The sequence below is a fragment of the Roseburia sp. 499 genome, from assembly GCF_001940225.2.
Classification (GTDB): Bacteria; Bacillota; Clostridia; order Lachnospirales; family Lachnospiraceae; genus Petralouisia.
In genome coordinates, this window is record NZ_CP135164.1 from 2,183,322 (window position 1) to 2,208,829 (window position 25,508).

Below are 25,508 nucleotides of genomic sequence, written 5' to 3' on the forward strand. Positions count from 1 at the left end.
TATTTACCTCCAAACTCCGCATTTAAATATTCTTGAACTGCGCCATATATAGATTATAGTAATGTCCCTTCTTTTCCATCAGTTCTGCCGGACTTCCCTGCTCTAAGATGCCTCCCTTATCAATCACAAAAATCCTGTCTGCCTTTTGAATCGTAGACAATCGATGTGCAATAACAAAACTGGTACGTCCTTTTAACAGTGCCTCAATTCCCTGCTGTACTAAAATTTCCGTATGGGTATCAATACTTGAGGTCGCCTCATCCAAAATCAGTATTTTGGGCATGCTTACCATAGTTCTTGCAAAAGCAATTAACTGACGCTGTCCAATGGAAAGCCCTGCACCGCGCTCTTTTAATACAGTGTCATAGCCCTTTTCCATTTTCATGATAAAATCATGGGCATTTACTGCCTTAGCTGCCGCTATGATTTCTTCTTCCGTAGCATCCATTTTTCCATAAGCAATATTTTCTCTTATGGTTCCTTGGAAAATAAAGTTTTCCTGAGTCATGACCCCCATCTGTTGGCGAAGACTCTGAATGGACACTTTTTGCACATCATAACCATCTATGAGAATTCTTCCTTTTTGAATATCATAAAAACGGCTGATTAAATTTACAATGGTACTCTTTCCAGCTCCTGTCGGCCCTACTAATGCAATGGTCTCACCCGGCTGTATCTGAAAACTTACATCTTCTAACACCTTTGTTTCTGCCGGTGTTCCCTCATCATAAGTAAAAGACACATGTTCAAATTCTACCTTTCCCTGAATCTCAGGTAATTCTTCTACTTCTTCGGCATCTGTAATATCCGGCTGCGTATCCAAAATCTCAAAAATACGCTCTGCTGCCGTCAGGTTTGTAATAATCTGATTGTAAAAGTTACTCAGATTCATGACCGGATTCCAGAACATACTAATATAAGTTCCGAATGCCACCAGTGTACCTACACTGACATATTCTGCACCAATCATTTTAATACCTGCCCAATATAAAACCATTGCTCCAATTCCCCAACAAAAATCAATTGCACCACCAAACATATCTGCCAGTCGGACTGCCCCAACAAAAGACTGCTCATGCTCCTTTACCAGACCGGAAAAAACTTCCTTTGTCTCATCCTCTGCACGAAAACTTTGTACTACGCTCATTCCTGCAATACTTTCATGTACATAAGCATTCAGATTAGAACCTTTTTTTCTAAAAATCTGCCAACGTACATGGGAAAATTTCTGTATAAACCAGATTGCCAATATCATCAACGGAATGCTACACAAGGATGCCAGAGCAAGCCGCCAATCCTTTACCACCATAATTAACACCACTCCGCAAACAGTAACAAAATCAGGAATCAATGTTGTCACTGCATTGGTAAGCACTTCCTTTAATGAATTTACATCCCCGATAATTCTTGCCAAAATCTTTCCGGTGGGTCTGCTGTCAAAAAAAGAAAATGACAAAGTCTGAATGTGCTCATACAGTTCCTGTCGAATATCCAACAAAATTTTATTCGATATCCTTGCCATCACATACATTCTTATCTTTACCATGATGATAAAAATACCATTCAACACTATTGTAAATATTGCAAGTCTCATAAGTCCTGCCATATCACTTTTTGAAATATATACGTCAATCGCTCTTTCAATGATAAGAGGATTTACCAAAGATATCACTACGGTAATCAACATACAGACTAATACACCAATAACCGCCGTTTTATATTTAAAGAGATACGAAAACAGTCGTTTGAGGGTTTCTTTTTTTCCCATTCCTTCTAACTGTTCATCTTCTCGAAATGAATTAACTGCCACTCTTACACCTACTTTCTCTTTTCAAACTCAAAAAAATGCTTTACATTTTCCTCATTGGCACCCTATCCATACTGTGCCTGATAAGTATCATAATACAGCCCTTTTTGTGCCATCAATTCTTCATGTGTTCCACGTTCTTTTATTTTTCCGTCCTCTAGGAAAATGATTTCATCTGCCCTACGCACCGCAGAAATACGGTGAGCAATAATAATTTTTGTAGTATCTTTCAAAGAATCCAACGCCTTTTGTATTTCATATTCTGTCTCCATATCAAGAGCAGATGTAGAATCATCTAATACTAAAATTGGATTATGTTTTGCTATTGCTCTGGCAATACTAATACGCTGCTTCTGTCCTCCTGACAGACCAACACCACGCTCTCCGATAATGGTATCGTATTCCGAGGGCATCTCCTCAATAAATCCCTTTGCCTGCGCCAGTTCTGTTGCATGCACCATAACAGGATTTTCCATGGTCTCTCGCTGTCCCATCTTGATGTTCTCTTCGATGGTATCGGAAAACAGAAATACATCCTGCATTACGGTAGAAATATTACTGCGAATCTGCTGCAAGCCTAATTCTTTCACATCTACACCGTCCAGTTTGACACTTCCTGCATTTACGTCAAAGAAACGCATTAAAAGATTTACAATAGATGTCTTTCCTGCTCCCGTTGCCCCCATAATTCCAAGGGTCTTTCCTGCCGGAAGTGTAAAGGAAACATCCTCTAAAATTTTCTGATTTCCACGTTCAAAAGAGACATGTTCAAAAGCAACTGTTCCAGTAACTTCTGATAATTTTACCGTTTTTTCTGCTTCCTTGATGGTAGATTCCTGCTGATAAATCTTGTTGATTTTCTTACAGGAAGCAATGGCAGAAGACAAATCATTGGTAAGCCATCCCAACATCTCCATTGGCCACACAATATTGCGGCAATACTCTGAAAATGCTACCAGACTTCCTAATGACATCTTTCCATCAATCACCTGCATACCTCCTATAATAACCATAACAACCGGAAGCAGCTTTCCGGTAAACTGGAAAATAGGATAATACCGCACCAACATTTTGGACTGCTGCATGTTCAAGTCATAATATCGCTTGTTGTGTGACAAAAACTTATCAATCTCAAATTTTTCTCTGGCAAATGCCTTTACGGTACGAACACCTGCAAGATTTTCTTCTGCAATGGTGGTAAGCACTGCGTTTTCCTCGCTGATAGACTCATATACTTTATCCAATTTCCGCTCCATATAAATAGCAGTAAATCCCATAAGAATCATAGCCCCTAACGGAATAAAGGCTAGTTTCCAGTTCAAAGTAAACATACAATACAGCACAATGGATACATGAATAACAACCTCAATAATCAACATTCCCACATATCCAAGGGCGTTCCAGATATGATCTACATCATCTTTTACTCGTGCCATCAACTCTCCTGTATTGGTATCATCAAAATAATCCATAGAAAGACTCTCGATGTGAGCAAACAAATCCTTTCTCAATCTGGATGCTATCTTAACGCTGACACAATCAAAGGTAAATTCCTTAAAATATCCACCCAATGCCCTTCCAATTCCAATTACAAAAATGGTTACAAGCAAACCACCCAGTAATTCTATTTTTCCGTCTATGATAACATCATCCACAATACTTTTTGTAATCATTGGATACAGCATATCCAAAATAATTGCGGTTACCATACATGCGATAGCAAATACATAGGCATACCAGTATTTTGCTATGTATTTCAATATCTTCTTCATGTCTTTTCTTCTCCTTCTGCAACATTTTAAAATCTTTCTCTCATTTGCAGCATCTCCTGTACAGAATTTCTATTTCTTTCAAATTTATTCCACACTGTCTGCTGTTCTAACATATTCTCCATAGTATTTTCATAATATGTTTTCTTTCTCTTCACTCTTTTCACTTTTCTTATCACACCTTCAATTTGAAAAGGTTTGATAAAAAAATGTATACATACGGTATCTCCATACTGTCTAGTTTCCATACTTTTTCCTCCTGTGTCGCTTCCCCGATGATGTTTCTGCTTAATCACGCAAAAAACCCCGCAGTAGATAAATCTACCACGGGGTTTCATTCCGTAAGAATCCAATTCACAAATTTTCATGTAAATTGACACATATTCTATTTTCTTCGCAACTCAACTAAAAATAAAATATGCTATCTCCGTTCTACAACCATCGAGGTAAATTTCTGATTATTGTTTATTAAGTTTGCTGTTGTGTACGCTAAATTAATCATGTTTTTTACCTCGCTTTCTTTTATATTTTTAATTCAGTTTACTAACTCAGTAAATCATATCTGCTAAAATTTGTCAACACATTTTTTTCCAACATACAAAAAATGTTGACTCATGCCGTAAAGTTTTTCGTCTTCTGCTAATGCCATTCCAAGCTCCAACCACTTCTTTTGTTCTTCTTCCGAACGCTTTAAAATTTCTTGTTCTTTACATCCCAACAGATTCTCTACTCCTGCAAATGCCAGTTCCTTCAATCCATACTCATTCATAAGGCTTCTTGCTTCTTCCACACTGGTAAAATAAGCTGTAGTAAATCCAGAACCGTCCTTATTTTCACCATTTTTCAGATAATGCAACAACTCATTTATCTCCCCCTCGTAACCCTCAAAATCAAGATAAGCAAAGCAGTCCTGAATAGGCGCATACTGAGAAATAAATGCAGCCACCAAAATACCATCCTTTTTCAAAAGTTTCAATGCACCTTCTAAAGCTTTCTTCCTGTCCACTTCCTTCGTTAGATGATAAAGCGGTCCCATTCCTCATATTCGTTGTCATACCAGTTTTCAATTTCGTTCATACTCATCCTCTATTCTCCCTTTATTCCATACTCTTTATAAAACTCTTTTACAATCTCCTTCATAATCTCAAGACTTCTTAACACATCTTGCGTATCCTCCATGGAATGTCCCACTCCCTCGAACTGTCGATAAGAAATTCCATGTTCTTCACAATAACTCTGTAATTCTTCTGCCGCTAGATATTTATCTTTTGTCCCTGCAATTACTTTGCATTTTCCCCCTTTAAAAAATGGCAAAGTCTGAGGCAAAGGAGTCAGAAAAATATCTTTATCGTATTTTTCCCACTCTACCTGTGCCAACTCTGATAATACTTTCTTTTTGATATTTTCTCGCCGTTCCTCAATGGAATAACGCTCGTCCTGTGCCAAATTGTCATAAGAAAACAACGTTTTCTCCTGTCCATATCCCCACCGGGAAATAATACAGCTAACTTTTTCATTATTTTTCCTCTCCCGCAAGAAAAATAATAGATTTTTTCAAGCTTTCCGCCTTCTGCTCTGAAACAAGATACGCTGTCAGTCTTAATGCAAATGGAATTGCAGTTCCCATTCCGCGGCTGGTAATCACATTTCCAGCTTCTGCCACTTCTTCAAAAGTTACTTCTGCTCCCAAAAGCTTTTCTTCAAATCCCGGATAGCATGCTGCCTTTTTCCCTTTTAAAATTCCATTTTCGCCCAAAACACTTGGTGCAGCACAAATTGCCGCAACCAATTTTCCTTGTTCTGCAAATGCAACAATTTGCTCCTTCACACCTTCATGTGCACCGAGATTGGTAGTTCCGGGCATTCCTCCCGGAAGCACTACACCATCTAATTCGTCGAAGGCTACCTCTTCATATAATGCATCTGCCAATACGGTAATCTGATGTGCTCCGTGAATCTCTTTTCTTCCCATAATAGAAATAGTATTTACCTCCACACCTGCCCGACGCAAAATGTCTACTACCGTAAGACCTTCAATTTCTTCAAATCCATCTGCTAAAAAAACTCCTATTTTTGCCATAATTCCCTCCTAAAAGCTAAAATCTATCTATAGATTATCACTTTAAGTCGTTCATGTCCATAACCCCAGCGCAGTAATATTTCCTATGCCTTTAGCTTATTTATTATTTCCATATCCGGCCAATATCCCCAAGACTCTGTTACCTTTCCGTCTATCAGTTTAAAATGTTCCAGCGCTTCAAAAGCAATTTCTTTCCCGGTAGGTGCAATCCCTGCAAATTCTCCAACATGTATTCCCCGAAACAGCAGTCTGACTGCAACCATTCCCTCTTCTTCAAATAAATCCAATACCTCTACCCGCATGTTTTCAAAAGTTTTTGCTGCTCCCTTTAGTATTTCCACTGCATCTTTATTGCTTTTCGCCCCTGCTGGACTATGATCTAAATAGTCCTCTGAAAAATATTCCATTACAAAATCATAATCCTGTTCTTCGTATGCCTTTTGAAAAAATCCTTTTACAATTTCCTTATTTGTCATTTTTCTTCCTCCTAATCTTACTCACACTCTAATACAATCACTTCACAGCTTACCAATTTCAGCGTCTGCTCCGGCTTCTGCATTTTTTCCTTTGCTGCGCTCTCCTGATTCGATAACACAACGCGCTTAACCGGATATTCCAACTTTACCTCTGCTACTTCTTTTCCAAAGTTTGCAGCTACCAACATCCTCTTATTTTCGTCCACACGGTAGTATGCCATAATCGTCTCCGTATTCTCATATGCCGGAGCAAATTCGCCATAGGTAAATACTTCTCTATATTCCGCAGATTTACGCAACGCTACCAGCTTACGGTAATAATTCAATACAGAATCCGCATCTTTTTCCTGACTTTCCACATTGATTTCTTTATAGTTGGAATTTACCTTAAGCCATGGCGTTCCGGTAGTAAATCCTGCATTTTCCTTATCACTCCACTGTACCGGAGTTCGGGCATTATCTCGACTCATTCTGCCACAAACTTCTAATGCCTCCTCATCAGAAAGCCCTGCTTCTCTTGCAATATGATACTGATCCTTGGTACTAATGTCATCATATTCCTCAATACTATTCCATACTGCGTTCTGCATTCCGATTTCTTGTCCCTGATAGATAAATGGGATTCCTCGAAGCAGGATACTTACAGTTCCAAGCATTTTAGTTCCGGCTGGAGTTCTGGCATATTCCGGTAAAAATCGGGACGCCCCTCTCGGCTCATCATGATTCTCAATAATGTTTGCTTCAAATCCACTTTTTTGTACTTCAAGCTGAGAGTTTAATACTGTTTCCCGCCACTTCTTAAAATCCACCTGTGGCGCATCATACCATCCATGTTCTCCATCGCTTAAAGAATGAGCACTGAAATCAAAAATCGTAGAAAAATGTCCATCTTCTCCAATAAACTGTGGAAGTTCTCCCTCCTTCATGTTAAATACCTCTGCTACGGTAAAGGCATCATGTTTCTGGAAAGTATTTTTCTTTAAATCCTCTAAAAACTCTCCTACACCATCCACACTTTCTACCATTTTCCAGCAACCAGCCATTCCATCCGTTCCATCCGGCTCAAAATCAGGAAATTCCAGATTCTTCTTAATATTGATAATAGCATCAATACGGAACCCAGCCAATCCCTTTTCCAACCACCAGTTCACCATGTTGTAAAGTTCTTGTCGCAGTTTCGGATTCTCCCAATTCAAATCCGGCTGTTCCTTTGCAAACATATGAAAATAATATTTGTCAGTTCCCGGCACCGGCTCCCAACAACTACCGCCAAAGTAAGAACGATAATTACTTGGAGGATTTCCATTTTTTCCTTTTCTGAAATAAAAATAATCCGCATATTCTCCGTCCGGGTCTGCCAATGCCTTCCGGAACCATTCATGCTTATCGGAACAGTGATTGATAACCAAGTCCATGATAATGTACATATTCCGCTTTTTTGCTTCTGCCAGCAATTCATCAAATTCTTCCATGGTTCCGAATTCTTCTGCTATGGCATAATAATCTGCAATGTCATAGCCCTGGTCTACAAAAGGAGATTTGTAGATTGGGGAAAGCCAGATAATATCAACTCCCAATTCTTTTAAATAATCCAACTTTGAAATAATTCCCCGCAAATCTCCGATACCGTCTCCGTTGGTATCTAAAAAGCTCTTTGGATAAATTTGATATGCTACTTTGTCATGCCACCATTTTCTTTTCATTTTTCATACCTCTCTTCTCATTTTTCATAAAAATTTTTTTCACGCTTTATTCTCTGTTGAGATATTATGTTCTTTGTATTATACTGCTATTATAGATTGTATTTTTCACTTTTTCTTGCAATATATTTGCCTATTATAACACGATACTGCTCTATTGGATTTTTTAGAAAAAAGGAGAAAACTATGAAAAAACTACATTCACTTGCCTTAGAACAAAAGGAAGATGCCAAACACGGAGAATCTTTTTTCCCAGTGCAAAAATACCTTACCCGACTAGCTTCTGATTATCCGGTAGTCACTACCCATTGGCATGAGGAAGCAGAACTTACCCTAATTACAAAAGGCAACTGTTTTTATCAGATTGATTTGATTGATTATGAGGTGAATGAAGGCGATATTTTATTTATTCCACCGTTGCTCCTTCACTCCATTTCCCTTAACACTAGTGAAGAAATTTTTTCTGAAACATATGTATTTCATATAAATTTTCTAGGTGGAAATTCCACAGATATTTGCTCCACTCGCTATCTGACTCCACTAATAAATCAGGAATTTTCCATGCCCTGCCTGATAACACCAGAGCATCCCGTTTATGCTTCTTTACGAAGAATATTCGGACAGATTAATTCTTTGTATAGTGAAACAGTTCCCGGATATGAACTTGCCTTAAAATCCCTGTTGTTACAGGTCATTTTTCTGCTGCTACAGTATAGTGAAAGAAACTCTTCTTCTGATACCGGAACTTCCTCTGATAAGTTAAAACAGGTCCTTGACTACATTGAGCTTCATTATGCCGAAACGCTTACTGTTTCAGACTTAGCAAAGCTGTGTTACTTCAGCGACTATCATTTTATGCGCTTTTTTAAAAAGCATATGAACATGACATGTGTAGAATACATCAATAATCTACGTCTGGAAAAGTCTGTGGAACTGTTCGAGCAGGGAAATTCCTCTATTTTGGATGTTTCTTTGTCCGTTGGATTTCACAACCTTTCTTACTTTCATAAGGTTTTTAAGCGCAAATATCATATGACACCCAAAGCCTTCTTAAAACAGTTGGAACAATAAATTTTAAAATAGTTACCGAAAATTGCCATTATATTTTTCTTTTCTTTGCAAATAATAACACCATGATAAGCGACAACGTTTTGAAAAGGACATCATTCCTCAGAATGAGCCGATTCAGAATGATGTCCTTATCAAAAATAAAAGATAAAATTTGGAGGTGAATCACATGAGTGGATCTAATAACTCTGGTTCTAACACAAGTAAAATGGCAGTACCTCAGGCAAAGGAAGCTATGAATCGTTTTAAACAGGAAGTTGCATCTGAAATCGGTGTACCTTTAAAGGAAGGTTACAATGGTGACTTAACTTCTGCACAGGCTGGTTCTATCGGTGGTGAAATGGTCAAAAAAATGATCATGAAACAGGAACAGCAGATGTCTGGCGGACAGCAGTAGGCATAACCGCAGCAGGCATAGCCATAGAATATATGGTGCATAAAAACAGCAGACTCCTTTATGGGGCTGCTGTTTTTCTTTACTTTTCTTTCTTTTTTTTCTATAATAATTCCAGAATATCATCCGCATACATACGGCTAGCTGATACAACTTTTTTCAATCCTCAGGAGGTCATTTATGGAAATTGAACGTAAATTTTTAATTGATACTTTACCGGAAACTCTCTCCCAGTATCCTTTTCGTCAGTTGGAACAGGGGTATTTATGTACCGAACCGGTTGTACGAATCCGAAGAGAAGATGACGATTACTATCTCACCTATAAGTCAAAAGGTCTGATGGTTCGAGAAGAATATAACCTTCCATTAACAAAAGATGCTTATGAGCATCTCTTACCGAAGGTTGATGGCATCGTAATTTCCAAGAAACGTTATCTGATACCGCTTACAGAAAAACTAACCATTGAATTGGATGTTTTTGAGGGAGAACTGGCACCACTGCTTCTTGCAGAAGTGGAATTTGAAACGGAAGAGGAAGCCAATGCTTTCGTTCCTCCTGAATGGTTCGGAGAAGATGTTACTTATTCCAGTAAATATCATAACAGCACCCTGAGCCGGAAGAACCTTTAGTTCTTCCGCTCAGGGTACTGTTTTCATTTTCTTAACTATCTTGAAACCCAAGCACCACAACTTAATTTACTTTAATTTCGTCAAAAGATAAGGAACAACCCCTTCCATCGGTATCACTTCCTGTTCCATACTATCTCTATCACGAATGGTAATTGTTCCATTCTCTAATGTGTTATCATCAATGGTAACTGCAAATGGTATTCCAATTGCATCTCCACGACGATATCGTTTTCCAATGCTTCCTGTTTCATCATAATTCACCATCATATACGGCATCAATTGATGATATACCTGCTTTGCCATTTCAGAATGCTTCTTTTTAATCAACGGCAAAACATTTACTTTTATTGGTGCTAATTTAGGCGCAATATTTAAAACAATTCTTTTATCTGACTCTCCTACCATCTCTTCGTGCAGATTTTCAAATAGCAATGCTAATATAATCCGGTCTAATCCATATGTGGATTCAATTACATATGGCACGAATTTTTCTCCTGTCTCTTCCTCTAAATAATCCATTGATTTTTTTGAAAATTCCTGATGTCTTGTCAAATCAAAATCAGTACGGTTATGGGTTCCATTGATTTCCCCCCATCCCAAAGGAAAAGCATACTCAATATCGCATGCCTCTTTGGCATAATGTGCTAATTTCTCATGGTCATGAAATCTCAATTTTTCCTTAGGTAATCCTAGGTATTGAAAAAATTCCATTCCATATTCCTTAAAATATTCATAAGTTTCACTATCTGTTCCCTTCTTGCAAAATGTCTGGTATTCCATTTGTTCAAATTCAATGGTTCGAAAGGTGAAATTTCCCGGTGTTATTTCGTTACGAAAAGCCTTTCCAATCTGACCGATGCTAAAAGGAAGCTTCGCTCGCATAGTTCTTTGTACGTTAAGAAAATTTACATATTCACCCTGGGCATTTTCCGGTCTTAGATAAATCATAGCCCCACTTTCTTCTGTGACACCCCTTTTCGTACCAAACATCAAGTTGAACTGACGTATTTCTGTAAAGTTGGACTTTCCACACACCGGACAGATTACCTTATGTTCTTTGATATATGCATTCATTTCTTCTTGTGTCATCGCATCAGCATTGGCTTCTGGCGCAAAATCATCAATTAAATTATCTGCTCTGTGCCTTGTTTTACACTCCTTACAATCCACCAACGGGTCGGAAAATCCTGAAACGTGTCCACTTGCTTCCCACACTTTTGAATTCATTAAAATATCTGCATCCACTTCATTGCTTCGCTCTCTCTTTTGTATAAAATAATACCGCCATGCGTCCCTATCTCCCATACTTCCATAGTAGATATCCTGTGCACCTTCTATAGAATCGCACACACCTATGATTCCTTCCATGAATCCTAATGTAAAATCCCGCTTGGAGAATTTTTTTATAAAAGAAACGCACCCTTTTTCAACATTATATTACTAAGAATACGTTACCATCAATATATTTTATTTTGTAATATTCGTGTACCCAACTCGGCAAAATTTCGCTATCGTCTATTAATTAGCATCATGGATTTCTTGATTGCTTCACAACAGCCATGATGGTTAATTAATAGACGGGCATGGGGTTAAGTTTTTGGGAGTCCCAAAGTATAACCTCTAATTAAATACATTTAATATTTAAACACGTCATTCAATGCTCCATCTAAGTTATGCTCAGATAAAAAGAAAAATATCATATCACAAAACAATTTTAAATCACTTTCCTTTACCACATAACTTAAAGTTTTAAAATTTCCCTTTTCACCTTCAACCTCATACTTTATCTTTCTATCTTGAATTTCTTCTTCAAATCCCCACATCCCCATTGGCATAATAACATTATGTCCCTTATAATCAACATAGACTCTGCATTTGTCTTCAAAATATTCAATTTTTAAAGTGCATACATTACTTGTCCAAATATCAAAAGTTTCTTTTTTTTGTACTTGCCACATTCTATTTTCCTCCATGATAAATATCACCTGAATCCGTGAAACTTAGTTGTTTTTTTACAGGAACTGCCCAGAATCAATGTTATTCATTGCTTTACACCGAATTTTAGTACACAATTCCTGTTTGTTGCGAGATTTATATCTATTTGCAGCTTATAAGGTGCAAAAATGACGCACCTTAACAAGCCTTTTTCTGTTTTGTATTCTTAGGCCAGAGCAAAACGCTTATAAACATCCATAAATGCATGACGCCATACATTACTGCAACCAATTGCCAAGACAATCCGTCGTCCATGAGTTGTTACATGTCCGGCGATTTGAATCAGATTCCCTATCACGGTTCTGATACGTCTTCTTTTAACAGGGTGTTTTGTTTTAGGAGCTCGCCTGCTTTTTAACGACTCCTGACCTATTAATCGCAAAATATTATACGCAAGCACAGTTAATTCAAGGACCAGCTCATTTGTATCAAATTTGCCGGATGGAAGTCTTTCAACATCCATATCCGTCTTGATTTCACTGTGAAACTGTTCGCATTCGCCGTGAGCATGATAGCCATTTATGATATCATCATCGCTCCAGCCGAGATTGGTCCATATCGTATTGCACTCGATATCCGGAACCAGAAGGAACTGTCCGTTTTTATCGGTTGTTCGTTCAATCACCTCATATACAATGCGCATGGTAATGGTTTTTGATTCTCCTTCGGAATCTGTATACGCTACATCTTTCCACGAAGAACCTATGTAAACAGTTTTTCCATCACGAGGATTACGGATGTCCTTACAGCATTCCTTTACTTTGGCAATCCAATCTTCTTTGGATTCACCTCTTCGAAGATTTCTTTTTACAATAAACCAGGAACCGTCTTCGATTAGAATGCCTAAGTTTTCAGCAGCATCATTCCCTGCGTCCATACGAACCAACAGTTGCTTGTCTGTCAGTTGATGTCCAAGCCGAAGTGTCTGCTTTAAAAATGCGGGTGTATTGCACTGGCAATGCTGACTTCCTTCCCGTAGCTCCGTATTTGCAAGAAAGCCTTCTGTGCCAATGTATGCCATCATTGGTGCATAACCATCAAATCCTTTGTATGTGTGTGCAACTCCTTCCTTATGTGTTTTTGAATTATCCATAGGAGTGACGTCAAGATCCAAAGGAACTAACCCGGATTCTAATGCGGAAGGCTGAACATGGAAGGTATGAAACATGGCAACATTTGCATTTAGGATTTCTTCCCTCAATGAAGACCCTATATCATCCATACGCTGACGTAAGGTCTCAGCAGATGGAATCGCCCTTGTGATACCAAGAGCAAGCTTGTAATACTCAGGATCATCAGACATCTCATTGATAGCATCATAAGAAGTCTTGCCCTGACAAAGAAGTCCGATATAAGAAAGAAGAATATCTCCGTTTTTGATTTGGCTCTGGGAACGTTTGCCATCAACCTTCATGTTATTGCACTTTTTAATGAAGCTGCTTTTGCCAAGCATCTGTCCCACAAGAGATAATCCGCTGGGAGTAATTAGTCTTTCATTGGAAAATTCGATTACGAGTTTTTTCATAAATATCCACCTCATATATTGATACTTATATTTTACTATATGAGGTGCTAAAAACACAGAGGAAATATGAGAAAGTCATATGTTTTTATCTTCACCCATTGGGTGAAAACAAAAACTAGAAATGAAACCGTGTTACACCCAGTATTTATCGGGTATACGCCCGAAATAAGGTTATCAAGTTTCACGGATTAAGGTATATGACAAATCTGCCCTAATTCTCCGTTCATTGCTTTCTCCTCCCATTACTTTTTAAGAATGACTTTCATCCAGCACCTCATTCTCAATCCACTTCGCAATATTTGAAAACTCAATTTCAAGCTCCCCATTATAAATTCCTATAGGCACAGAATGATCCAATCCGTAAATCACAGGACACACTTCGCTTTCAAAAAAATATACCAGAAGTTTTCTCTGATAAGGGTCTAAAATCCAATATTCTCTTACTCCGGCTTCCATATACTTTGACAACTTCTTTGTGTAATCTTTTCGTTTCGTGGATGGAGAAATCACCTCTAACACAAAATCCGGTGCGCCATATACGCCCCATCTCTTCACTTTATCGTCATGACACAAAATTGCCACATCCGGTTGAACCATAGTCTTCTCGTCACAATCCAGTTGAATGTCTACCGGCGCAATAAGGGGCAAGCAACCTCCACCGTTATCCATAATAAAATTGGCAATTTGCCGATGTATCTCTCCTCCAATCCGCTGATGTAAAAAGTTCGGAGACGCCATATCATAAAAATATCCGTCAATCAGCTCCACTCGCTGTTCTTCCGGTAATGCACGGTAGTCATCAACAGTATAACTACCCTGTGTATGCTGCTTATTTACCCGATAGCCACTCTCTTCACACACCATGGATATATCTGCAAACAAACGCTCCAATGCCTGCAAGGTATCATAACGCGGACTTGTTGTTTCCCCCGAAAAAATCTTCTGAACCGTTCCTAACGGCACACCCGATAATTCCGCTATCTGCGCATATGTATAACCCTTTTCCTGTTTTTTCTTCTTCATTTCCTGGACTGTCATATAAAAACCTCCTGCATATTAGGCTCTCATAAGCTATCTATAACTTGCTACTTTGAGTATATGCAGGAGGTTTCCATTTGTCAACCGAATTTTATTATATTTTTAACCGTTTTAATTTTTAAATCTCTTTTGTCATTTGTACATAAGATAATTCCTGATACCCGCACTTCTTATATACACCAATTGCCCGCGCATTATCTTTCTCTACTTCAAGTCTTAACCGAACTGCGTTTTCTCCATACTGTTCTTCCAGGTAGGAAAAGAACTGTGTACCAATACCACTTCCGCGATATTCCGGCTTGATATAAAGGTCTTCTATCCAAATACAAATTCCACCGTATTCCGTAGAATAACTCTTTGCAATCATTGAATAGCCTGCAATCTTGTTCTCCTTCTCAAACACAAAACCTTCCACAAAAGGAACATCTCTTACGCAATCTCTAATGTCTCGTCTTAATACTTCTTCGGAAGCCTTGTGCAAAATTGCAGGCGAATCATAAAATACCTTCATCATAGCCAGCACTTCTTCCGTGTCTCTATTTTCCATCGGTCTTATTGTAAACATTTTTTATCATACCTTCCTTTAATGAATATCTAATTTAGGTGGTACATCAATTTCGTCTGATACATATTTTCCATTCTTTTTGCGCTGTCTGACACATTCGGTCAGAAGATATTCTATCTGACCATTTACAGAACGAAAATCATCTTCTGCCCAGGCTGCAATTGCGTCATAAAGCTTTGGTGAAAGCCGAAGTGGTACCTGTTTTTTTGTATTATCTGCCATATATTATACTAATAAAGGCTTCCTGAATTTACAACCGGCTGCGCATCATGATTTCCACAAAGTACAACCAGAAGATTAGATACCATTGCAGCCTTTCTTTCTTCATCTAATGTTACAACCTGATTTTCGTTCAAACGCTCTAATGCCATTTCCACCATACCAACAGCTCCATCAACAATCATTTTTCTTGCATCAATGATAGCAGATGCCTGCTGACGCTGAAGCATAACTGCTGCAATCTCAGGTGCATATGCAAGGTATGTGATACGAGCCTCCACCACTTCAATGCCTGCCTCATTTACTCTTGCCTGAATTTCATCACGAATCCTTGCGGCTACTGTTTCACTGGAACCGCGAAGGCTGCCCTCGTCTGCAACACCATCTCCTGTAGTATCTACATTTGGTGCGACGTCATATGGATAAAGACGTACAATATTTCTCAAAGCACTATCACACTGAAGGGACAAAAATTCTTTGTAATTGTCTACATTAAATACTGCTTTTGCTGTATCTGTAATACGCCATGTAACTGCGATACCGATTTCTACCGGATTTCCAAGACAATCATTGATTTTCTGCCGATTATTATTTAAAGTCATAATCTTCAATGAGATTTTCTTTGTAGGTACTTCTGTGGTTGTAGCATTTTTACCGGAACCATCATGCACATCACCACTCTGATTTAAAACGGTCTTCGCTGCCGGATTTACTGCTGTACAAAACGGATTTACAAAATAAAAACCCGGCTCTTTTAATGTGCCGATATATTTTCCAAACAAAGTAAGCACTAATGCTTCTTGAGGTCTTAACACCTTAAGTCCAGGCCAAAGCAACCATGTAGTACTAAGAAAAATAATACTAACAATTAAAAGTACCGGATTTCCACCGTCCTCAACCATAAGACCACCCACAACTGTTCCGGCAATTGCTGCCGCATAGATAAGAAGTGAAAGCAACAGAATCAACATACCATTTTTCTTTCTTTTTAAAATTTTTTCTTCCATAGTGAAATACCTTCTTTCTTTTTGATATCACTATGATATCACAACAATTTCACTTATGCAACTACAATTTAAAAAAGTGTCCCATATTGGTTATTGAAACCAATATGGGACACTTTTTCTATATTTTCTCTGCAATTTTTTTGATATATTTCTTTTAAACTGATCATTTCTTTTATATTTGCGTTTCTCTGCCATAAATATGTAATATCCCTCACTATTTATGTATTTTACTCCGCCAAAGACAGATTGTATTTTATTTTTATACCAATCAAACCTTTTTGTAACCATCACAAGCCATCCACCTGTCTGCAGATGCTTATAACTTCCTTCGATAAATTCTTTCGCAACAGAAAAATTCGTATGATATGGGGGATTGGAAATAATAAGCGTGAAGTCAGATTCATATATTTTCTCAAAACCATTGCTATGGATTATTTTAATTTCATTCTGATTATTCTGATTTGCATTTTCTCTAGCCATTTCCAATGCATCCATATTAACATCTGCCATTACAACATTTTTAGCTCCAATCTTTTTCGCTGCCCAAATTCCAACAACTCCATATCCACATCCCAAATCCAAAACCTTATTGTTTTGCATCATTTCTATATGTTCTATCATTTGAATTGTTCCCTTATCCACTTGCTTATACGAAAACAGCGAATCTAAGGTGTGAAATATGTATTCCACACCTTCATATTCCCATTTTATGGTATGCTTTTCCATATCTTTTCTTCCTGCTTCCATACAAACTCGAATATTTTATAAGCATCTTCCGCACAACGTACATCCTTCTGGTCTTCAAAATAGGAAACAAACAGTAATTCAATACATTCCATTACATAAGGAACTGCTTTCTTCTCCTCTTCGGACAACTGCAGTTTCTTTTCATATCCCGTAAAAACATCCCTTACCAGTTCAAACCATATATCCGCTGTTATCTCTAATTTTTCTTTCTCTGACAGCATTCCAAGCAAAAAGTAACAAATATCGAAAATACGTATATTTCTCTGACTCAAATCAAAGTCTATGTAACCGGAAAATTTTCCTTTTTCAAATAGAAAATTGCCGAAATGTACATCTCTGTGAATGAGCTGTACCGGTAACTTATGGTATATGGCTGTTAATTCTGATAGGATTTTCTCATAATTTTCTTTACTTATATACTTCCAGTTATTTTTTTGGAAATTTTCTTTGACCCAGCCATTCATTTCATCCAATAGACTGTTATTCCAAAATACTTCCCCGTCTTCGCACTTTTTAAAAGCAATATGAAGATCGGCAATGATTTCTCCCATCAACAAGGCAATATTCTTGTCATTACCAATCTGTACTATATTACTACCCGGAAGCTTTTTCGAAAGAAAATAAAAAGCATCCTCCTCGGATACATATTGTTTCTTCTCATTGGTAGGTACAATTTGCCCCACAGGAATATTCATTGCATCTAATGTCTGCAATATTTTTATGTTTCTCTCCATCATATCCAAATCTGAATATACCTTCAGCACATAATGTTCCCCTACCTGCCAAGTCGTATCGTATATTTGTTTTACTTCGTCGTCCTGCAATCCCCATTCAGTAAGTATCTTGTGAATTTTTTCTCTCATCATTCTATAACCCTTCCGTTGTTTAATAATGATTCTTCTAATACTGGATTCCGACAGATGATATATCTCCGCAAGCCGCTTATTCCCAAGACCTTCTAAATACCTTGTATAAATATGTGCATCACGCTTTTCCAATTCCATTTTATAGTCAGTGAGCGACTCTGATTGGAATTTCTCTTTTATAGGTATGTAAATATATTCTCCCTGCACATATTCCTGTATCATTTCAATTAATTCTTCTGGCAATACATGGTTGGCATTTCGATATTTCATACTATCAGCTCCTAAAAACATCATTTTAAACATTGTACCATGGATAACAGGACTTTTCTTGTTTATCCTTCTTTCTGTAAAACATATAGACATAATACAAGATTGCAGAATTTGTTCCATTCTGCAATCTCATGATAATTCTGCCCCTTCCTACTAGGTTATATCGTATAATTGATATTGGCCTTCCTTGCCTGAGCCATTAGTTGCTTTGTAGGTATTGTGTATTGTTTCCCTTCTTTCATAAAATAGGTTCCACACTGCCGAAATTCAAAATTCACTTGCTTTTTCATACACTGATTCCTTATATCTAATACCCAGTCATAATCCAGCGGACGTGCATTTCGATCTGATTCTCCACCTACCACAACTAATTCAACACCATCAAGATATTTTTCAATGTTGATGGCCTCAATGAGGGGCTGACAAATAATATTCTTATGCTTTATTGGTAATTTTGAAAAAATATTCAAACGAAAATCTGCTCTATCCTGATTTTCAATGGTGCATCCTACCGTCACATTTTCATAACCGTCACCCCAATCATCAGGAATACAATCCATAAACCGTTCAATACGTTTTGTCAGAAACAGAAAATGCAAATCAGAACGTTCTTTCATTACCTGCCAACATTCCTCTCTCCATAAATCTGCATCCTCTAATAAAAAATCTGTAGAAAAACAAACATATACCGTTTGCCCAGATTTCATCTTGTAATTTCCACTTTTATCCTTTGCCAATGGTGCATAGAAATTCGTAGCTTTTACAATGATATTCGTATTAACGCCTCTTTTCGAATCCCCCTTGTGGATATAACAGTATTTACAACCTTCACTACATTTATGGCAACCACGCCACGGATTCCACATACTCATACTGTACTCTTCCCATTCTTTCCTATTTTTTTACAACAGGAATCCATACTTCAAACACCGCATTCTCCGGATCTGGATTCAGGTATACCTCAATATCCGGTGCATTACCATATTCATATCCGGATGTTGGCAACCATTCCTTTACGATTCTTACCTCTAATTCCTGAACGGAAGTACCTGTTCCTTCTCCAGTAAAAATTGCCCATGTTGCTGCCGGAATTTCATATTCTTCAAACTGTTCCGGCGTATCTAATGTACTTGCAACTGCAATATAATATCTCCATTCCTCTAAATCATTACAAGCACTTACTCCAAGCACTCCTTTTACTTCGCTATTCATCATGGTTGTAAGTGTTGGAATAGTTCCATCCGTACTTGCTTTTTCCCACATCTTTGGAACAATTTCAAAGTTCTTTTCAAGTTCTTTTTCCAATGGCATGGATACACCAATAATCTTAAACGCTTCTTTCTTAACAATTCGATAATCCATTTCTCTCTCTCCTTTGATTGTAATGTGGAAATGAATTGGTGGATAGGCTTTCAGCACAACTCCTTCTTCACTGATTTTTGAAGGTGCTACGCCGTGAACATTCTTAAATGCACGATTAAAAGCGGTTGGCGATTCATATCCATATTTTAACGCAACATCAATGACTTTGTTTTCTCCGCTTAATAATTCTGTAGCAGCTAATGACATTCTCCTTCTGCGAATATACTCAGACAGAGGCACCTCCGCCATGTATGCAAACATTCTCTGAAAATGATAAGAGGAACATCCTGCAATACTCGCAACTTTTTCCATATCAATTTCATTTTCAATCTGTTCTTCTATGTAGTTAATTGCACTATTTAATCTACAAATCCAATCCATAAATTCATCTCCTATACATCAAGTATATGGCATATCCAACCAATACACCTCTCATTTTCTGTTCAAAAAAAGAGAGATAAAATTATCTTACACATTAACAGGCGGTTTCCACGGTGGTGGCGATAAAAGTGTTGTTTTCTCTATATCCGGTAAAACATCATAGATAGAACATCCCATTTTTGCCTCAAAATATTCTTTGATTTCAAATGTCTTATTCCATCCCTCTATATATTTTTCCAAAATTCCGTATCTGCGTGTTACATCTACAAATCTTTTCTCAATTATAACAAATCCATAATCGGTTGCTAACGAATCACACAACTGAATAAGCAAATCATAATCATCTGTCTGACAATTTAATATGTATTTTTTTATTTCAATCTCTTCTTTTGTTATGGGTTCGTAATCAAATTCCTCTTGCATCAACACATACGAATGTGTCATACATATTTTTGCAACCTCATCCCAACCTTTTTCCATACAAAAAGAATATCCTTCATACACATGTTTCGGTATATTGACGATACCTGCACGCCTACCTATGTCATGTAATATTCCGACTATATATGCTTTATCCTCATCTAAATCCGGAATCTTTTCTGCTATATTTCGTGCAGCTATTCCAACATTTAAAGAGTGTTTTTCCCATGGTCCGGGATTTAATTCTCCTGCAATTTTCAATTCCTTTTCCGCTTCTATTATTGACGGTAACATCATTGCTCTCCTCTGTTAACTTATATTTTATTCTACATCTTGGGAGTTATCTATTTCTTTACAATCTTCCAATCCTCTCCCTCAATAACATATTGAAATTCATTTAATGTATCATCAAGCATTACATCAATTAAATCATTAAAGTCATTTACCAAATTCACTTTTGTTAATTCTTCTTTGCTTATCCAATACATTTTACCCTCTTTAGAGTGTCTGAGTTCCCCTTCAAATTGACTTGTTTCAAAAAGAAAAACTAAATATCTACCGTTATCAATCGGAAATTGCTTAACTCCACACAGTTTAGGATTGATAATTGTTAATCCTGTTTCCTCTTTCATTTCCCTTATAACAGCATCAACAATGGATTCTCCTTTTTCAATATGTCCTCCTGGAAGAGTAAATCCTTTCCAATCATTATTTACTCTATCCTGCAACAAATATTGTCCATCTTTATGAACCAAACACAAAACTGTAAGTTCAACATTTTCTGTTCGCATTTATTTACCTCCATTCCCCTTATATTACAGAGCTACAAGTTCTAATTTTACTGCCTATTGGCAGTATTAATTAATAATAATCCAAGTATCCAACACATAAATGACAAAACATATGCTATAAACTCAACTGCCCCTGCCACATATGTGCCAACTGACTGTGGCATAAGCGCGATACCAATAAATACTCCAATGACGCCTATCACCTTGAGGCTTCTTTTACTGAATTTTTCAAGCAACCATTTAACCACTTGCTCATCCGCAAGAAACTTAAGGAAAATCATTACATGGACAATAAGAAATACTAATATTATCCAATCTTTCTTAGTTACACAAGAAAAAAATGCTACTAAAATTGCTGCAATAAATAAAGAAATAATTCCGATTATAATTTTCGCTTTGCTTTCTTTCATATCTATTCACCCTCCAAAAATTCTTTCTATTCATTATTCCGACTTTTTCTCTATATTATCATGAAAATTGTTTTCCATTTCCTCTTCGGGCAACTCCGTACTATACTCAATTATTGTGTCACCTCCGATAATCGTATTGTGGTCAATCTCGTTATTTCTGCTACGCTGCACCGCAATCTGAACCGGATTATCAATCAATGTATTTTGATAAAAATGACACTCTACAGTAAAACCACGCTCCGAATCATACCCTCCGAAAGCCAATCCCGCAAATCCTGTGCACTCAGTAATTTTATTTTCATACACCTTTATACCTGTAACCTGAAATAACGGGTTATCCCTCGGATTATGCTCTGTTGCAACTTCAATGCCGATATCACAGTTTGAAATTTCATTATCATATATCGCGATATTTTGACCACCATCCACATAAATCCCAGCTGCACAAAGGCTATACTCACCCTCCTCTAAATATGCATTATTTCCAGATGCAGAAATGTTAAAAACCGTATTTCCATAACATTTTCCATTCCGAACAAAATCAACATCATAGATGTTACCATCATAGGAATCATCATGTAATGCTGTTCCCTCAAATCCTATCATATCAATCCCAATATTGTTATTGTGATGAACAACATTTTGCCTAATCTCAAATCCATCAATATTTCCATTTATGACCACTGACTCACTGTCACCACACCGGCAATCATATACTTCACATTCTTCTATCACAAGCCCCATTACCGGAACTCGGTCATTCGTAGCATAAACAGCGATACCATGTACTCCTTTCACATCATGAACCCGGCAATTACGAATCGTAATACCACTCAACACTGTACTCTCAGCATCTGTATTGCTTTCGTAATAAATACCATGTGTTCCTCCGGAAATTTCTAACCCATCAAGACAAATATTCGAAACATTCTCCATATCAATTCCAATAGAATTCTCCGCAACGCTTCCATCGGGCACTCGAATAACAGGATGTGTTCCATCTGCGGCTCTAATAATAGTCCTCTTTTCTTCTTTTCCTGAAGAATCTTCTAAAATTGTAAAGGGCTCATATTCTCCTTCTCCAATAATGATTTCCGAACCTGCCACTGAATTATTTACAGCTTCCTGAATCGTCGAGAACGGATACTCTAAACTCCCATCTGCCCTATCGCAGTCTGCTGATGCTGAAACATATATAACATCTACATTGCATTCCGCGGTTACACCATTTTCTGAATCATGTCTACAACCACTTAATAAAGCAATACTTACTATTGTTATTACCAACCATCCGCGTTTCATTCTTTCCCCCTTACAAATTAACTCCTATAAATAATATCATTAAAACTGCCATAAAGGCAATTAGCGAAATATGTTTCTTCCTTGTCAAACTCAAATAACCGATAAATTCTCGGATAAGGGCATTTAATGTGAAATACCACTTAGTTTTTGAGCCAAATCCTACACATTTTATGCCTTGTTTTCTTGCCAAAATTAATGCTCTGAAAACATGATAAGATGTTGTAACAATAGCAATTCTAGACCTTTCCCCACTCATAAGTTCCCTTGAAAATTTAAGGTTTTCTTCTGTTGATACAGATTTTCGTTCAATTATTATTCTTTCTGCATCCACACCCTTGTCAATCGCATATGCTGCCATTGCTTCGCCTTCCGGAATATCTTCTCCACGCCCCTGACCACCTGACATGATTAACATTGCATTAGAATTGTAATTCAATAATTCTATACCTCTTTCGATTCTACCTGCAAGTAATGGTGTTATCTTTGTACCCTTTATTCCGGAACCAAGCACAACGATATAATCCAATTTCCTACTTTTTTTCAAATGAATAAGATTAAGAATAGCAGAAAGTGAATACATTGCCATTAAAGATAATATGTATACCACTGAAAAACTAATAAGCACATAAATAGCAACACCTACGATATTCTTACTTAAATTACCAAGCATCGGCCATACACACAAATAGGCGAATAACAAAATCGAAAACAATATAGATAACAAATTGGCTGGTTTTAATCCTTCATGCTTTATAACCTTTAATCCCTCTATAAAAAACATAATTAGCAATATTGCTGGAAAGAGTAGAACACAAACAAACACTATTCCCAATAAAATCCATAATATTCCAACCAGAAATTCATTCTTCCCTAATGCCTGTGAATATTCTAGAAAAATAAGTAAAAGTACAACTCCTAGGTTTAACATCATTATAAAGAATGAAAAACCAGTCCATAATGTTCTGGAATCATATATCATAATCCCACAAAATATACAAAATAATATTAAAAAAGTAATAAATGTAAATTGTAACATAAAATCCTCCTAAATCTCACAGCACATTATAACACAAAATTTTGCATAATAAACATATAAATTCTTCAGCACAACCATGAGCGCTTCTTTTACAATTATAATTATGTGATTATAAAAAATAATTTAGTCTTGACATTTCTCCTCCGTTTAGTTACTATACTGTATAGTTACTAAACAGAGGAGAAATGGATAGAAATGAATGATTTTAAAAAAATTTCCAGATTAACCGAAAAAGTGCTACATAAGTACTACCAATTGGAAAAACAACCACGTGAATATAGCCCTGGCGTTGTTCTAAAACAAGCCGAAATTCATACAATTTCACTTATTGGTGATTATCCGGATATTAATGTATCGACTCTTGCCAAAATGCGCGGAATAACAAGAGGTGGCGCCTCGCAGATGGTTTATAAGCTTGAAGAAAAAGGGTTGATTCGTAAACGTATTTCGCCTACTACAGACAATGAAGTATGCTTATCTCTTACAGATATTGGACAAAAAGCCTATCAAGCACATATACAATATCACAAAGAAACCAATTCCGATTTTTTCAAAGAACTAGAAAATATGCCTGAAGAATACGCCACTTATTTGATAAAATTGCTTGAACACTTTGATAAATCCATCGATGAACGCTTACAAGCTAAAACAAAGGAGTAACATAATGAAAAACAAAAATAACAGACCAATATATTTTGAAGAATACAAAAAAATCAATGGCATTGAACAATATCTGTTTCATGCAGGCACATCCTACGAAAATCCTGTAATTCTTTTTCTTCATGCTTTCGCAAGTGCCGAGTCATTAATGACAAATATTTTCCAAAAAAACTGGGAAGAAATTTTCACAGTAGTACATTTAGATCAACGAGGTGCCGGCAAAACCTTTACGAAAAATCCAACAGCAGCACCAACAATGGAATTACAATTAGAAGATATTCATGAAACCATTTTGTACTTAAAGGAACGATATCAAAAGGAAAAAATAATTTTAGTAGGTCATTCATGGGGCTCTGTATTGGGAAGTATCTATGCAAAACGTCATCCTGAAAATGTTGCATATTATGTTGGAACTGGCCAGGTAATTAGTGTTTTAAAAGGAGAAAGAGCAGGATACGAAAAAGCGATGGAAATCGCAATGCAAAGAAAAGATATGAAATCCCAAAAGAAACTTGAAAGTATTGCGCGCTATCCCTATGGTGAACCAGAAGATTTCATAAAAGAATGCACCTTACTTCGCACTGTCCAGCAAAAGTATCATCTCGCCCCAAGCAAACTATCATATATCCCCCTGCTAAAAGCCATGGTGACCAGTCCAATTTTTCAATTTTCAGATATCCATGCATTTTTAGGTGCTGAAAAAATAAACAGTAGCCTGAACGATGAAATGATGAACTTTGATTTAGACGAAGAATCCTATGAGTATAAAGTACCCATTTACTATATACTTGGTGCAGATGACTGGCAGGTTCCCTATACCTTGTCAAAGGACTATTTCCAAAAAATCGAAGCACCTCGTAAAAAATTGTATATGCTGAAAGGAGCAGGTCATTTTACAATGGATGACAAACCCAAAGAATTTTTTGAAGCATTGGCAGATATTAATGCAAATGAGGAAAAATGCTGATAAACAAGGAGGAGAGTATGTTT

The 25,508-nt window shown here is 37.0% G+C and carries 29 protein-coding genes; 5 read left to right on the plus strand and 24 right to left on the minus strand.

Features of this window, described 5'->3' with window-relative positions; translation table 11 throughout:
- Nucleotides 1-22: 22 nt before the first annotated feature.
- The 8 genes from BIV20_RS10745 to BIV20_RS10780 form a co-directional block, all read right to left on the minus strand.
- Nucleotides 23-1,810: an ABC transporter ATP-binding protein gene (locus BIV20_RS10745; protein WP_075720733.1), complete on the minus strand. Its 1,788-nt coding sequence runs from the start codon at nucleotides 1,808-1,810 to the stop codon at nucleotides 23-25.
- 62 nt (nucleotides 1,811-1,872) lie between these two features.
- Nucleotides 1,873-3,579 carry an ABC transporter ATP-binding protein gene (locus tag BIV20_RS10750; protein ID WP_075720734.1) on the minus strand — a complete coding sequence of 569 codons (1,707 nt, stop codon included), beginning with the start codon at nucleotides 3,577-3,579 and terminating at the stop codon, nucleotides 1,873-1,875.
- Nucleotides 3,580-3,605: 26 nt separating this feature from the next.
- On the minus strand, nucleotides 3,606-3,824 hold the full coding sequence (locus BIV20_RS10755) for a hypothetical protein (protein ID WP_075720735.1): 219 nt from the start codon (nucleotides 3,822-3,824) through the stop codon (nucleotides 3,606-3,608).
- A 317-nt stretch (nucleotides 3,825-4,141) separates the two neighbouring features.
- A complete protein-coding gene (locus BIV20_RS10760; RefSeq protein WP_075720736.1) occupies nucleotides 4,142-4,612 on the minus strand; it encodes a hypothetical protein in 471 nt (156 codons plus the stop codon).
- 50 nt (nucleotides 4,613-4,662) lie between these two features.
- On the minus strand, nucleotides 4,663-5,040 hold the full coding sequence (locus BIV20_RS10765; RefSeq protein WP_075720737.1) for a hypothetical protein: 378 nt from the start codon (nucleotides 5,038-5,040) through the stop codon (nucleotides 4,663-4,665).
- A gap of 52 nt (nucleotides 5,041-5,092) precedes the next feature.
- Nucleotides 5,093-5,656, minus strand: coding sequence for a DJ-1 family glyoxalase III (locus BIV20_RS10770; RefSeq protein WP_075720738.1), 564 nt, complete (start codon nucleotides 5,654-5,656; stop codon nucleotides 5,093-5,095).
- Nucleotides 5,657-5,739: 83 nt separating this feature from the next.
- Nucleotides 5,740-6,132 (minus strand): ester cyclase, encoded by a 393-nt coding sequence (locus BIV20_RS10775; protein WP_075720739.1) that lies wholly within the window; start codon nucleotides 6,130-6,132, stop codon nucleotides 5,740-5,742.
- A gap of 17 nt (nucleotides 6,133-6,149) precedes the next feature.
- Nucleotides 6,150-7,835, minus strand: coding sequence for an alpha-glucosidase (locus BIV20_RS10780; RefSeq protein ID WP_075720740.1), 1,686 nt, complete (start codon nucleotides 7,833-7,835; stop codon nucleotides 6,150-6,152).
- Between the two features lie 183 nt (nucleotides 7,836-8,018).
- Between BIV20_RS10780 and BIV20_RS10785 the strand changes: the two genes are divergently transcribed.
- From BIV20_RS10785 to BIV20_RS10795, 3 genes are all read left to right on the plus strand, one after another.
- Complete coding sequence (locus BIV20_RS10785; RefSeq protein ID WP_075720741.1) at nucleotides 8,019-8,903, plus strand: AraC family transcriptional regulator; 885 nt, start codon at nucleotides 8,019-8,021, stop codon at nucleotides 8,901-8,903.
- 166 nt (nucleotides 8,904-9,069) lie between these two features.
- Nucleotides 9,070-9,297, plus strand: coding sequence for an alpha/beta-type small acid-soluble spore protein (locus tag BIV20_RS10790; RefSeq protein ID WP_075720742.1), 228 nt, complete (start codon nucleotides 9,070-9,072; stop codon nucleotides 9,295-9,297).
- A gap of 177 nt (nucleotides 9,298-9,474) precedes the next feature.
- Nucleotides 9,475-9,924 carry a CYTH domain-containing protein gene (locus BIV20_RS10795; RefSeq protein WP_075720743.1) on the plus strand — a complete coding sequence of 150 codons (450 nt, stop codon included), beginning with the start codon at nucleotides 9,475-9,477 and terminating at the stop codon, nucleotides 9,922-9,924.
- Nucleotides 9,925-9,990: 66 nt separating this feature from the next.
- On the opposite strand, the gene BIV20_RS10800 is transcribed toward BIV20_RS10795, so the two are convergent.
- From BIV20_RS10800 to BIV20_RS10875, 16 genes are all read right to left on the minus strand, one after another.
- Entirely contained in the window at nucleotides 9,991-11,331 is a 1,341-nt protein-coding gene (locus tag BIV20_RS10800; protein WP_442971700.1) for a glycine--tRNA ligase, read from the minus strand.
- Nucleotides 11,332-11,558: 227 nt separating this feature from the next.
- The gene (locus tag BIV20_RS10805) at nucleotides 11,559-11,897 is read right to left on the minus strand and encodes a hypothetical protein (protein WP_143524536.1); all 339 of its coding nucleotides are present in this window, start codon (nucleotides 11,895-11,897) and stop codon (nucleotides 11,559-11,561) included.
- A 188-nt stretch (nucleotides 11,898-12,085) separates the two neighbouring features.
- Nucleotides 12,086-13,459, minus strand: a complete 1,374-nt coding sequence (locus BIV20_RS10810; protein ID WP_242939811.1) for an IS1380 family transposase — start codon at nucleotides 13,457-13,459, stop codon at nucleotides 12,086-12,088.
- Nucleotides 13,460-13,693: 234 nt separating this feature from the next.
- Nucleotides 13,694-14,482, minus strand: a complete 789-nt coding sequence (locus BIV20_RS10815) for a Uma2 family endonuclease (protein ID WP_075720745.1) — start codon at nucleotides 14,480-14,482, stop codon at nucleotides 13,694-13,696.
- Between the two features lie 118 nt (nucleotides 14,483-14,600).
- Entirely contained in the window at nucleotides 14,601-15,047 is a 447-nt protein-coding gene (locus tag BIV20_RS10820; RefSeq protein WP_075720746.1) for a GNAT family N-acetyltransferase, read from the minus strand.
- 18 nt (nucleotides 15,048-15,065) lie between these two features.
- Entirely contained in the window at nucleotides 15,066-15,269 is a 204-nt protein-coding gene (locus tag BIV20_RS10825; RefSeq protein WP_075720747.1) for a PTS ascorbate transporter subunit IIC, read from the minus strand.
- A gap of 8 nt (nucleotides 15,270-15,277) precedes the next feature.
- Entirely contained in the window at nucleotides 15,278-16,273 is a 996-nt protein-coding gene (locus BIV20_RS10830) for an SPFH domain-containing protein (protein WP_075720748.1), read from the minus strand.
- A 90-nt stretch (nucleotides 16,274-16,363) separates the two neighbouring features.
- Nucleotides 16,364-16,999 (minus strand): class I SAM-dependent methyltransferase, encoded by a 636-nt coding sequence (locus tag BIV20_RS10835; RefSeq protein WP_075720749.1) that lies wholly within the window; start codon nucleotides 16,997-16,999, stop codon nucleotides 16,364-16,366.
- Complete coding sequence (locus BIV20_RS10840; protein WP_075720750.1) at nucleotides 16,981-18,156, minus strand: CD3324 family protein; 1,176 nt, start codon at nucleotides 18,154-18,156, stop codon at nucleotides 16,981-16,983. Before BIV20_RS10840 ends, BIV20_RS10835 begins: the two co-directional genes overlap by 19 nt.
- Nucleotides 18,157-18,314: 158 nt before the next feature.
- Nucleotides 18,315-19,028 (minus strand): DUF5131 family protein, encoded by a 714-nt coding sequence (locus tag BIV20_RS10845; protein WP_075720751.1) that lies wholly within the window; start codon nucleotides 19,026-19,028, stop codon nucleotides 18,315-18,317.
- A 22-nt stretch (nucleotides 19,029-19,050) separates the two neighbouring features.
- On the minus strand, nucleotides 19,051-19,899 hold the full coding sequence (locus BIV20_RS10850) for an AraC family transcriptional regulator (RefSeq protein ID WP_075720752.1): 849 nt from the start codon (nucleotides 19,897-19,899) through the stop codon (nucleotides 19,051-19,053).
- 87 nt (nucleotides 19,900-19,986) lie between these two features.
- Nucleotides 19,987-20,613: an HD domain-containing protein gene (locus BIV20_RS10855; RefSeq protein WP_075720753.1), complete on the minus strand. Its 627-nt coding sequence runs from the start codon at nucleotides 20,611-20,613 to the stop codon at nucleotides 19,987-19,989.
- A gap of 50 nt (nucleotides 20,614-20,663) precedes the next feature.
- On the minus strand, nucleotides 20,664-21,110 hold the full coding sequence (locus BIV20_RS10860; protein WP_075720754.1) for an 8-oxo-dGTP diphosphatase: 447 nt from the start codon (nucleotides 21,108-21,110) through the stop codon (nucleotides 20,664-20,666).
- Nucleotides 21,111-21,157: 47 nt separating this feature from the next.
- Nucleotides 21,158-21,520, minus strand: coding sequence for a hypothetical protein (locus tag BIV20_RS10865; protein ID WP_075720755.1), 363 nt, complete (start codon nucleotides 21,518-21,520; stop codon nucleotides 21,158-21,160).
- 33 nt (nucleotides 21,521-21,553) lie between these two features.
- On the minus strand, nucleotides 21,554-22,822 hold the full coding sequence (locus tag BIV20_RS10870) for a NosD domain-containing protein (RefSeq protein ID WP_075720756.1): 1,269 nt from the start codon (nucleotides 22,820-22,822) through the stop codon (nucleotides 21,554-21,556).
- A 10-nt stretch (nucleotides 22,823-22,832) separates the two neighbouring features.
- Entirely contained in the window at nucleotides 22,833-23,858 is a 1,026-nt protein-coding gene (locus tag BIV20_RS10875; RefSeq protein ID WP_075720757.1) for a YdcF family protein, read from the minus strand.
- A gap of 195 nt (nucleotides 23,859-24,053) precedes the next feature.
- On the opposite strand from BIV20_RS10875, the gene BIV20_RS10880 reads away from it, so the two are divergent.
- Both BIV20_RS10880 and BIV20_RS10885 read left to right on the plus strand, forming a co-directional pair.
- Complete coding sequence (locus BIV20_RS10880; protein ID WP_083655193.1) at nucleotides 24,054-24,518, plus strand: MarR family winged helix-turn-helix transcriptional regulator; 465 nt, start codon at nucleotides 24,054-24,056, stop codon at nucleotides 24,516-24,518.
- A 4-nt stretch (nucleotides 24,519-24,522) separates the two neighbouring features.
- Nucleotides 24,523-25,485 (plus strand): alpha/beta fold hydrolase, encoded by a 963-nt coding sequence (locus BIV20_RS10885; RefSeq protein WP_075720759.1) that lies wholly within the window; start codon nucleotides 24,523-24,525, stop codon nucleotides 25,483-25,485.
- Nucleotides 25,486-25,508 lie beyond the last annotated feature (23 nt).

Bases quoted from the DNA above. Each gene is read 5' to 3' on its own strand.
- BIV20_RS10750 (WP_075720734.1), bottom strand. From the start codon at position 3,579: ATGAAGAAGATATTGAAATACATAGCAAAATACTGGTATGCCTATGTA.
- BIV20_RS10755 (WP_075720735.1), bottom strand. From the start codon at position 3,824: ATGGAAACTAGACAGTATGGAGATACCGTATGTATACATTTTTTTATC.
- BIV20_RS10760 (WP_075720736.1), bottom strand. From the start codon at position 4,612: ATGGGACCGCTTTATCATCTAACGAAGGAAGTGGACAGGAAGAAAGCT.
- BIV20_RS10770 (WP_075720738.1), bottom strand. From the start codon at position 5,656: ATGGCAAAAATAGGAGTTTTTTTAGCAGATGGATTTGAAGAAATTGAA.
- BIV20_RS10775 (WP_075720739.1), bottom strand. From the start codon at position 6,132: ATGACAAATAAGGAAATTGTAAAAGGATTTTTTCAAAAGGCATACGAA.
- BIV20_RS10780 (WP_075720740.1), bottom strand. From the start codon at position 7,835: ATGAAAAGAAAATGGTGGCATGACAAAGTAGCATATCAAATTTATCCA.
- BIV20_RS10785 (WP_075720741.1), top strand. From the start codon at position 8,019: ATGAAAAAACTACATTCACTTGCCTTAGAACAAAAGGAAGATGCCAAA.
- BIV20_RS10790 (WP_075720742.1), top strand. From the start codon at position 9,070: ATGAGTGGATCTAATAACTCTGGTTCTAACACAAGTAAAATGGCAGTA.
- BIV20_RS10795 (WP_075720743.1), top strand. From the start codon at position 9,475: ATGGAAATTGAACGTAAATTTTTAATTGATACTTTACCGGAAACTCTC.
- BIV20_RS10805 (WP_143524536.1), bottom strand. From the start codon at position 11,897: ATGGAGGAAAATAGAATGTGGCAAGTACAAAAAAAAGAAACTTTTGAT.
- BIV20_RS10810 (WP_242939811.1), bottom strand. From the start codon at position 13,459: ATGAGGTGGATATTTATGAAAAAACTCGTAATCGAATTTTCCAATGAA.
- BIV20_RS10815 (WP_075720745.1), bottom strand. From the start codon at position 14,482: ATGACAGTCCAGGAAATGAAGAAGAAAAAACAGGAAAAGGGTTATACA.
- BIV20_RS10820 (WP_075720746.1), bottom strand. From the start codon at position 15,047: ATGTTTACAATAAGACCGATGGAAAATAGAGACACGGAAGAAGTGCTG.
- BIV20_RS10825 (WP_075720747.1), bottom strand. From the start codon at position 15,269: ATGGCAGATAATACAAAAAAACAGGTACCACTTCGGCTTTCACCAAAG.
- BIV20_RS10830 (WP_075720748.1), bottom strand. From the start codon at position 16,273: ATGGAAGAAAAAATTTTAAAAAGAAAGAAAAATGGTATGTTGATTCTG.
- BIV20_RS10835 (WP_075720749.1), bottom strand. From the start codon at position 16,999: ATGGAAAAGCATACCATAAAATGGGAATATGAAGGTGTGGAATACATA.
- BIV20_RS10840 (WP_075720750.1), bottom strand. From the start codon at position 18,156: ATGAAATATCGAAATGCCAACCATGTATTGCCAGAAGAATTAATTGAA.
- BIV20_RS10845 (WP_075720751.1), bottom strand. From the start codon at position 19,028: ATGAGTATGTGGAATCCGTGGCGTGGTTGCCATAAATGTAGTGAAGGT.
- BIV20_RS10850 (WP_075720752.1), bottom strand. From the start codon at position 19,899: ATGGATTGGATTTGTAGATTAAATAGTGCAATTAACTACATAGAAGAA.
- BIV20_RS10855 (WP_075720753.1), bottom strand. From the start codon at position 20,613: ATGTTACCGTCAATAATAGAAGCGGAAAAGGAATTGAAAATTGCAGGA.
- BIV20_RS10860 (WP_075720754.1), bottom strand. From the start codon at position 21,110: ATGCGAACAGAAAATGTTGAACTTACAGTTTTGTGTTTGGTTCATAAA.
- BIV20_RS10865 (WP_075720755.1), bottom strand. From the start codon at position 21,520: ATGAAAGAAAGCAAAGCGAAAATTATAATCGGAATTATTTCTTTATTT.
- BIV20_RS10870 (WP_075720756.1), bottom strand. From the start codon at position 22,822: ATGAAACGCGGATGGTTGGTAATAACAATAGTAAGTATTGCTTTATTA.
- BIV20_RS10875 (WP_075720757.1), bottom strand. From the start codon at position 23,858: ATGTTACAATTTACATTTATTACTTTTTTAATATTATTTTGTATATTT.
- BIV20_RS10880 (WP_083655193.1), top strand. From the start codon at position 24,054: ATGAATGATTTTAAAAAAATTTCCAGATTAACCGAAAAAGTGCTACAT.
- BIV20_RS10885 (WP_075720759.1), top strand. From the start codon at position 24,523: ATGAAAAACAAAAATAACAGACCAATATATTTTGAAGAATACAAAAAA.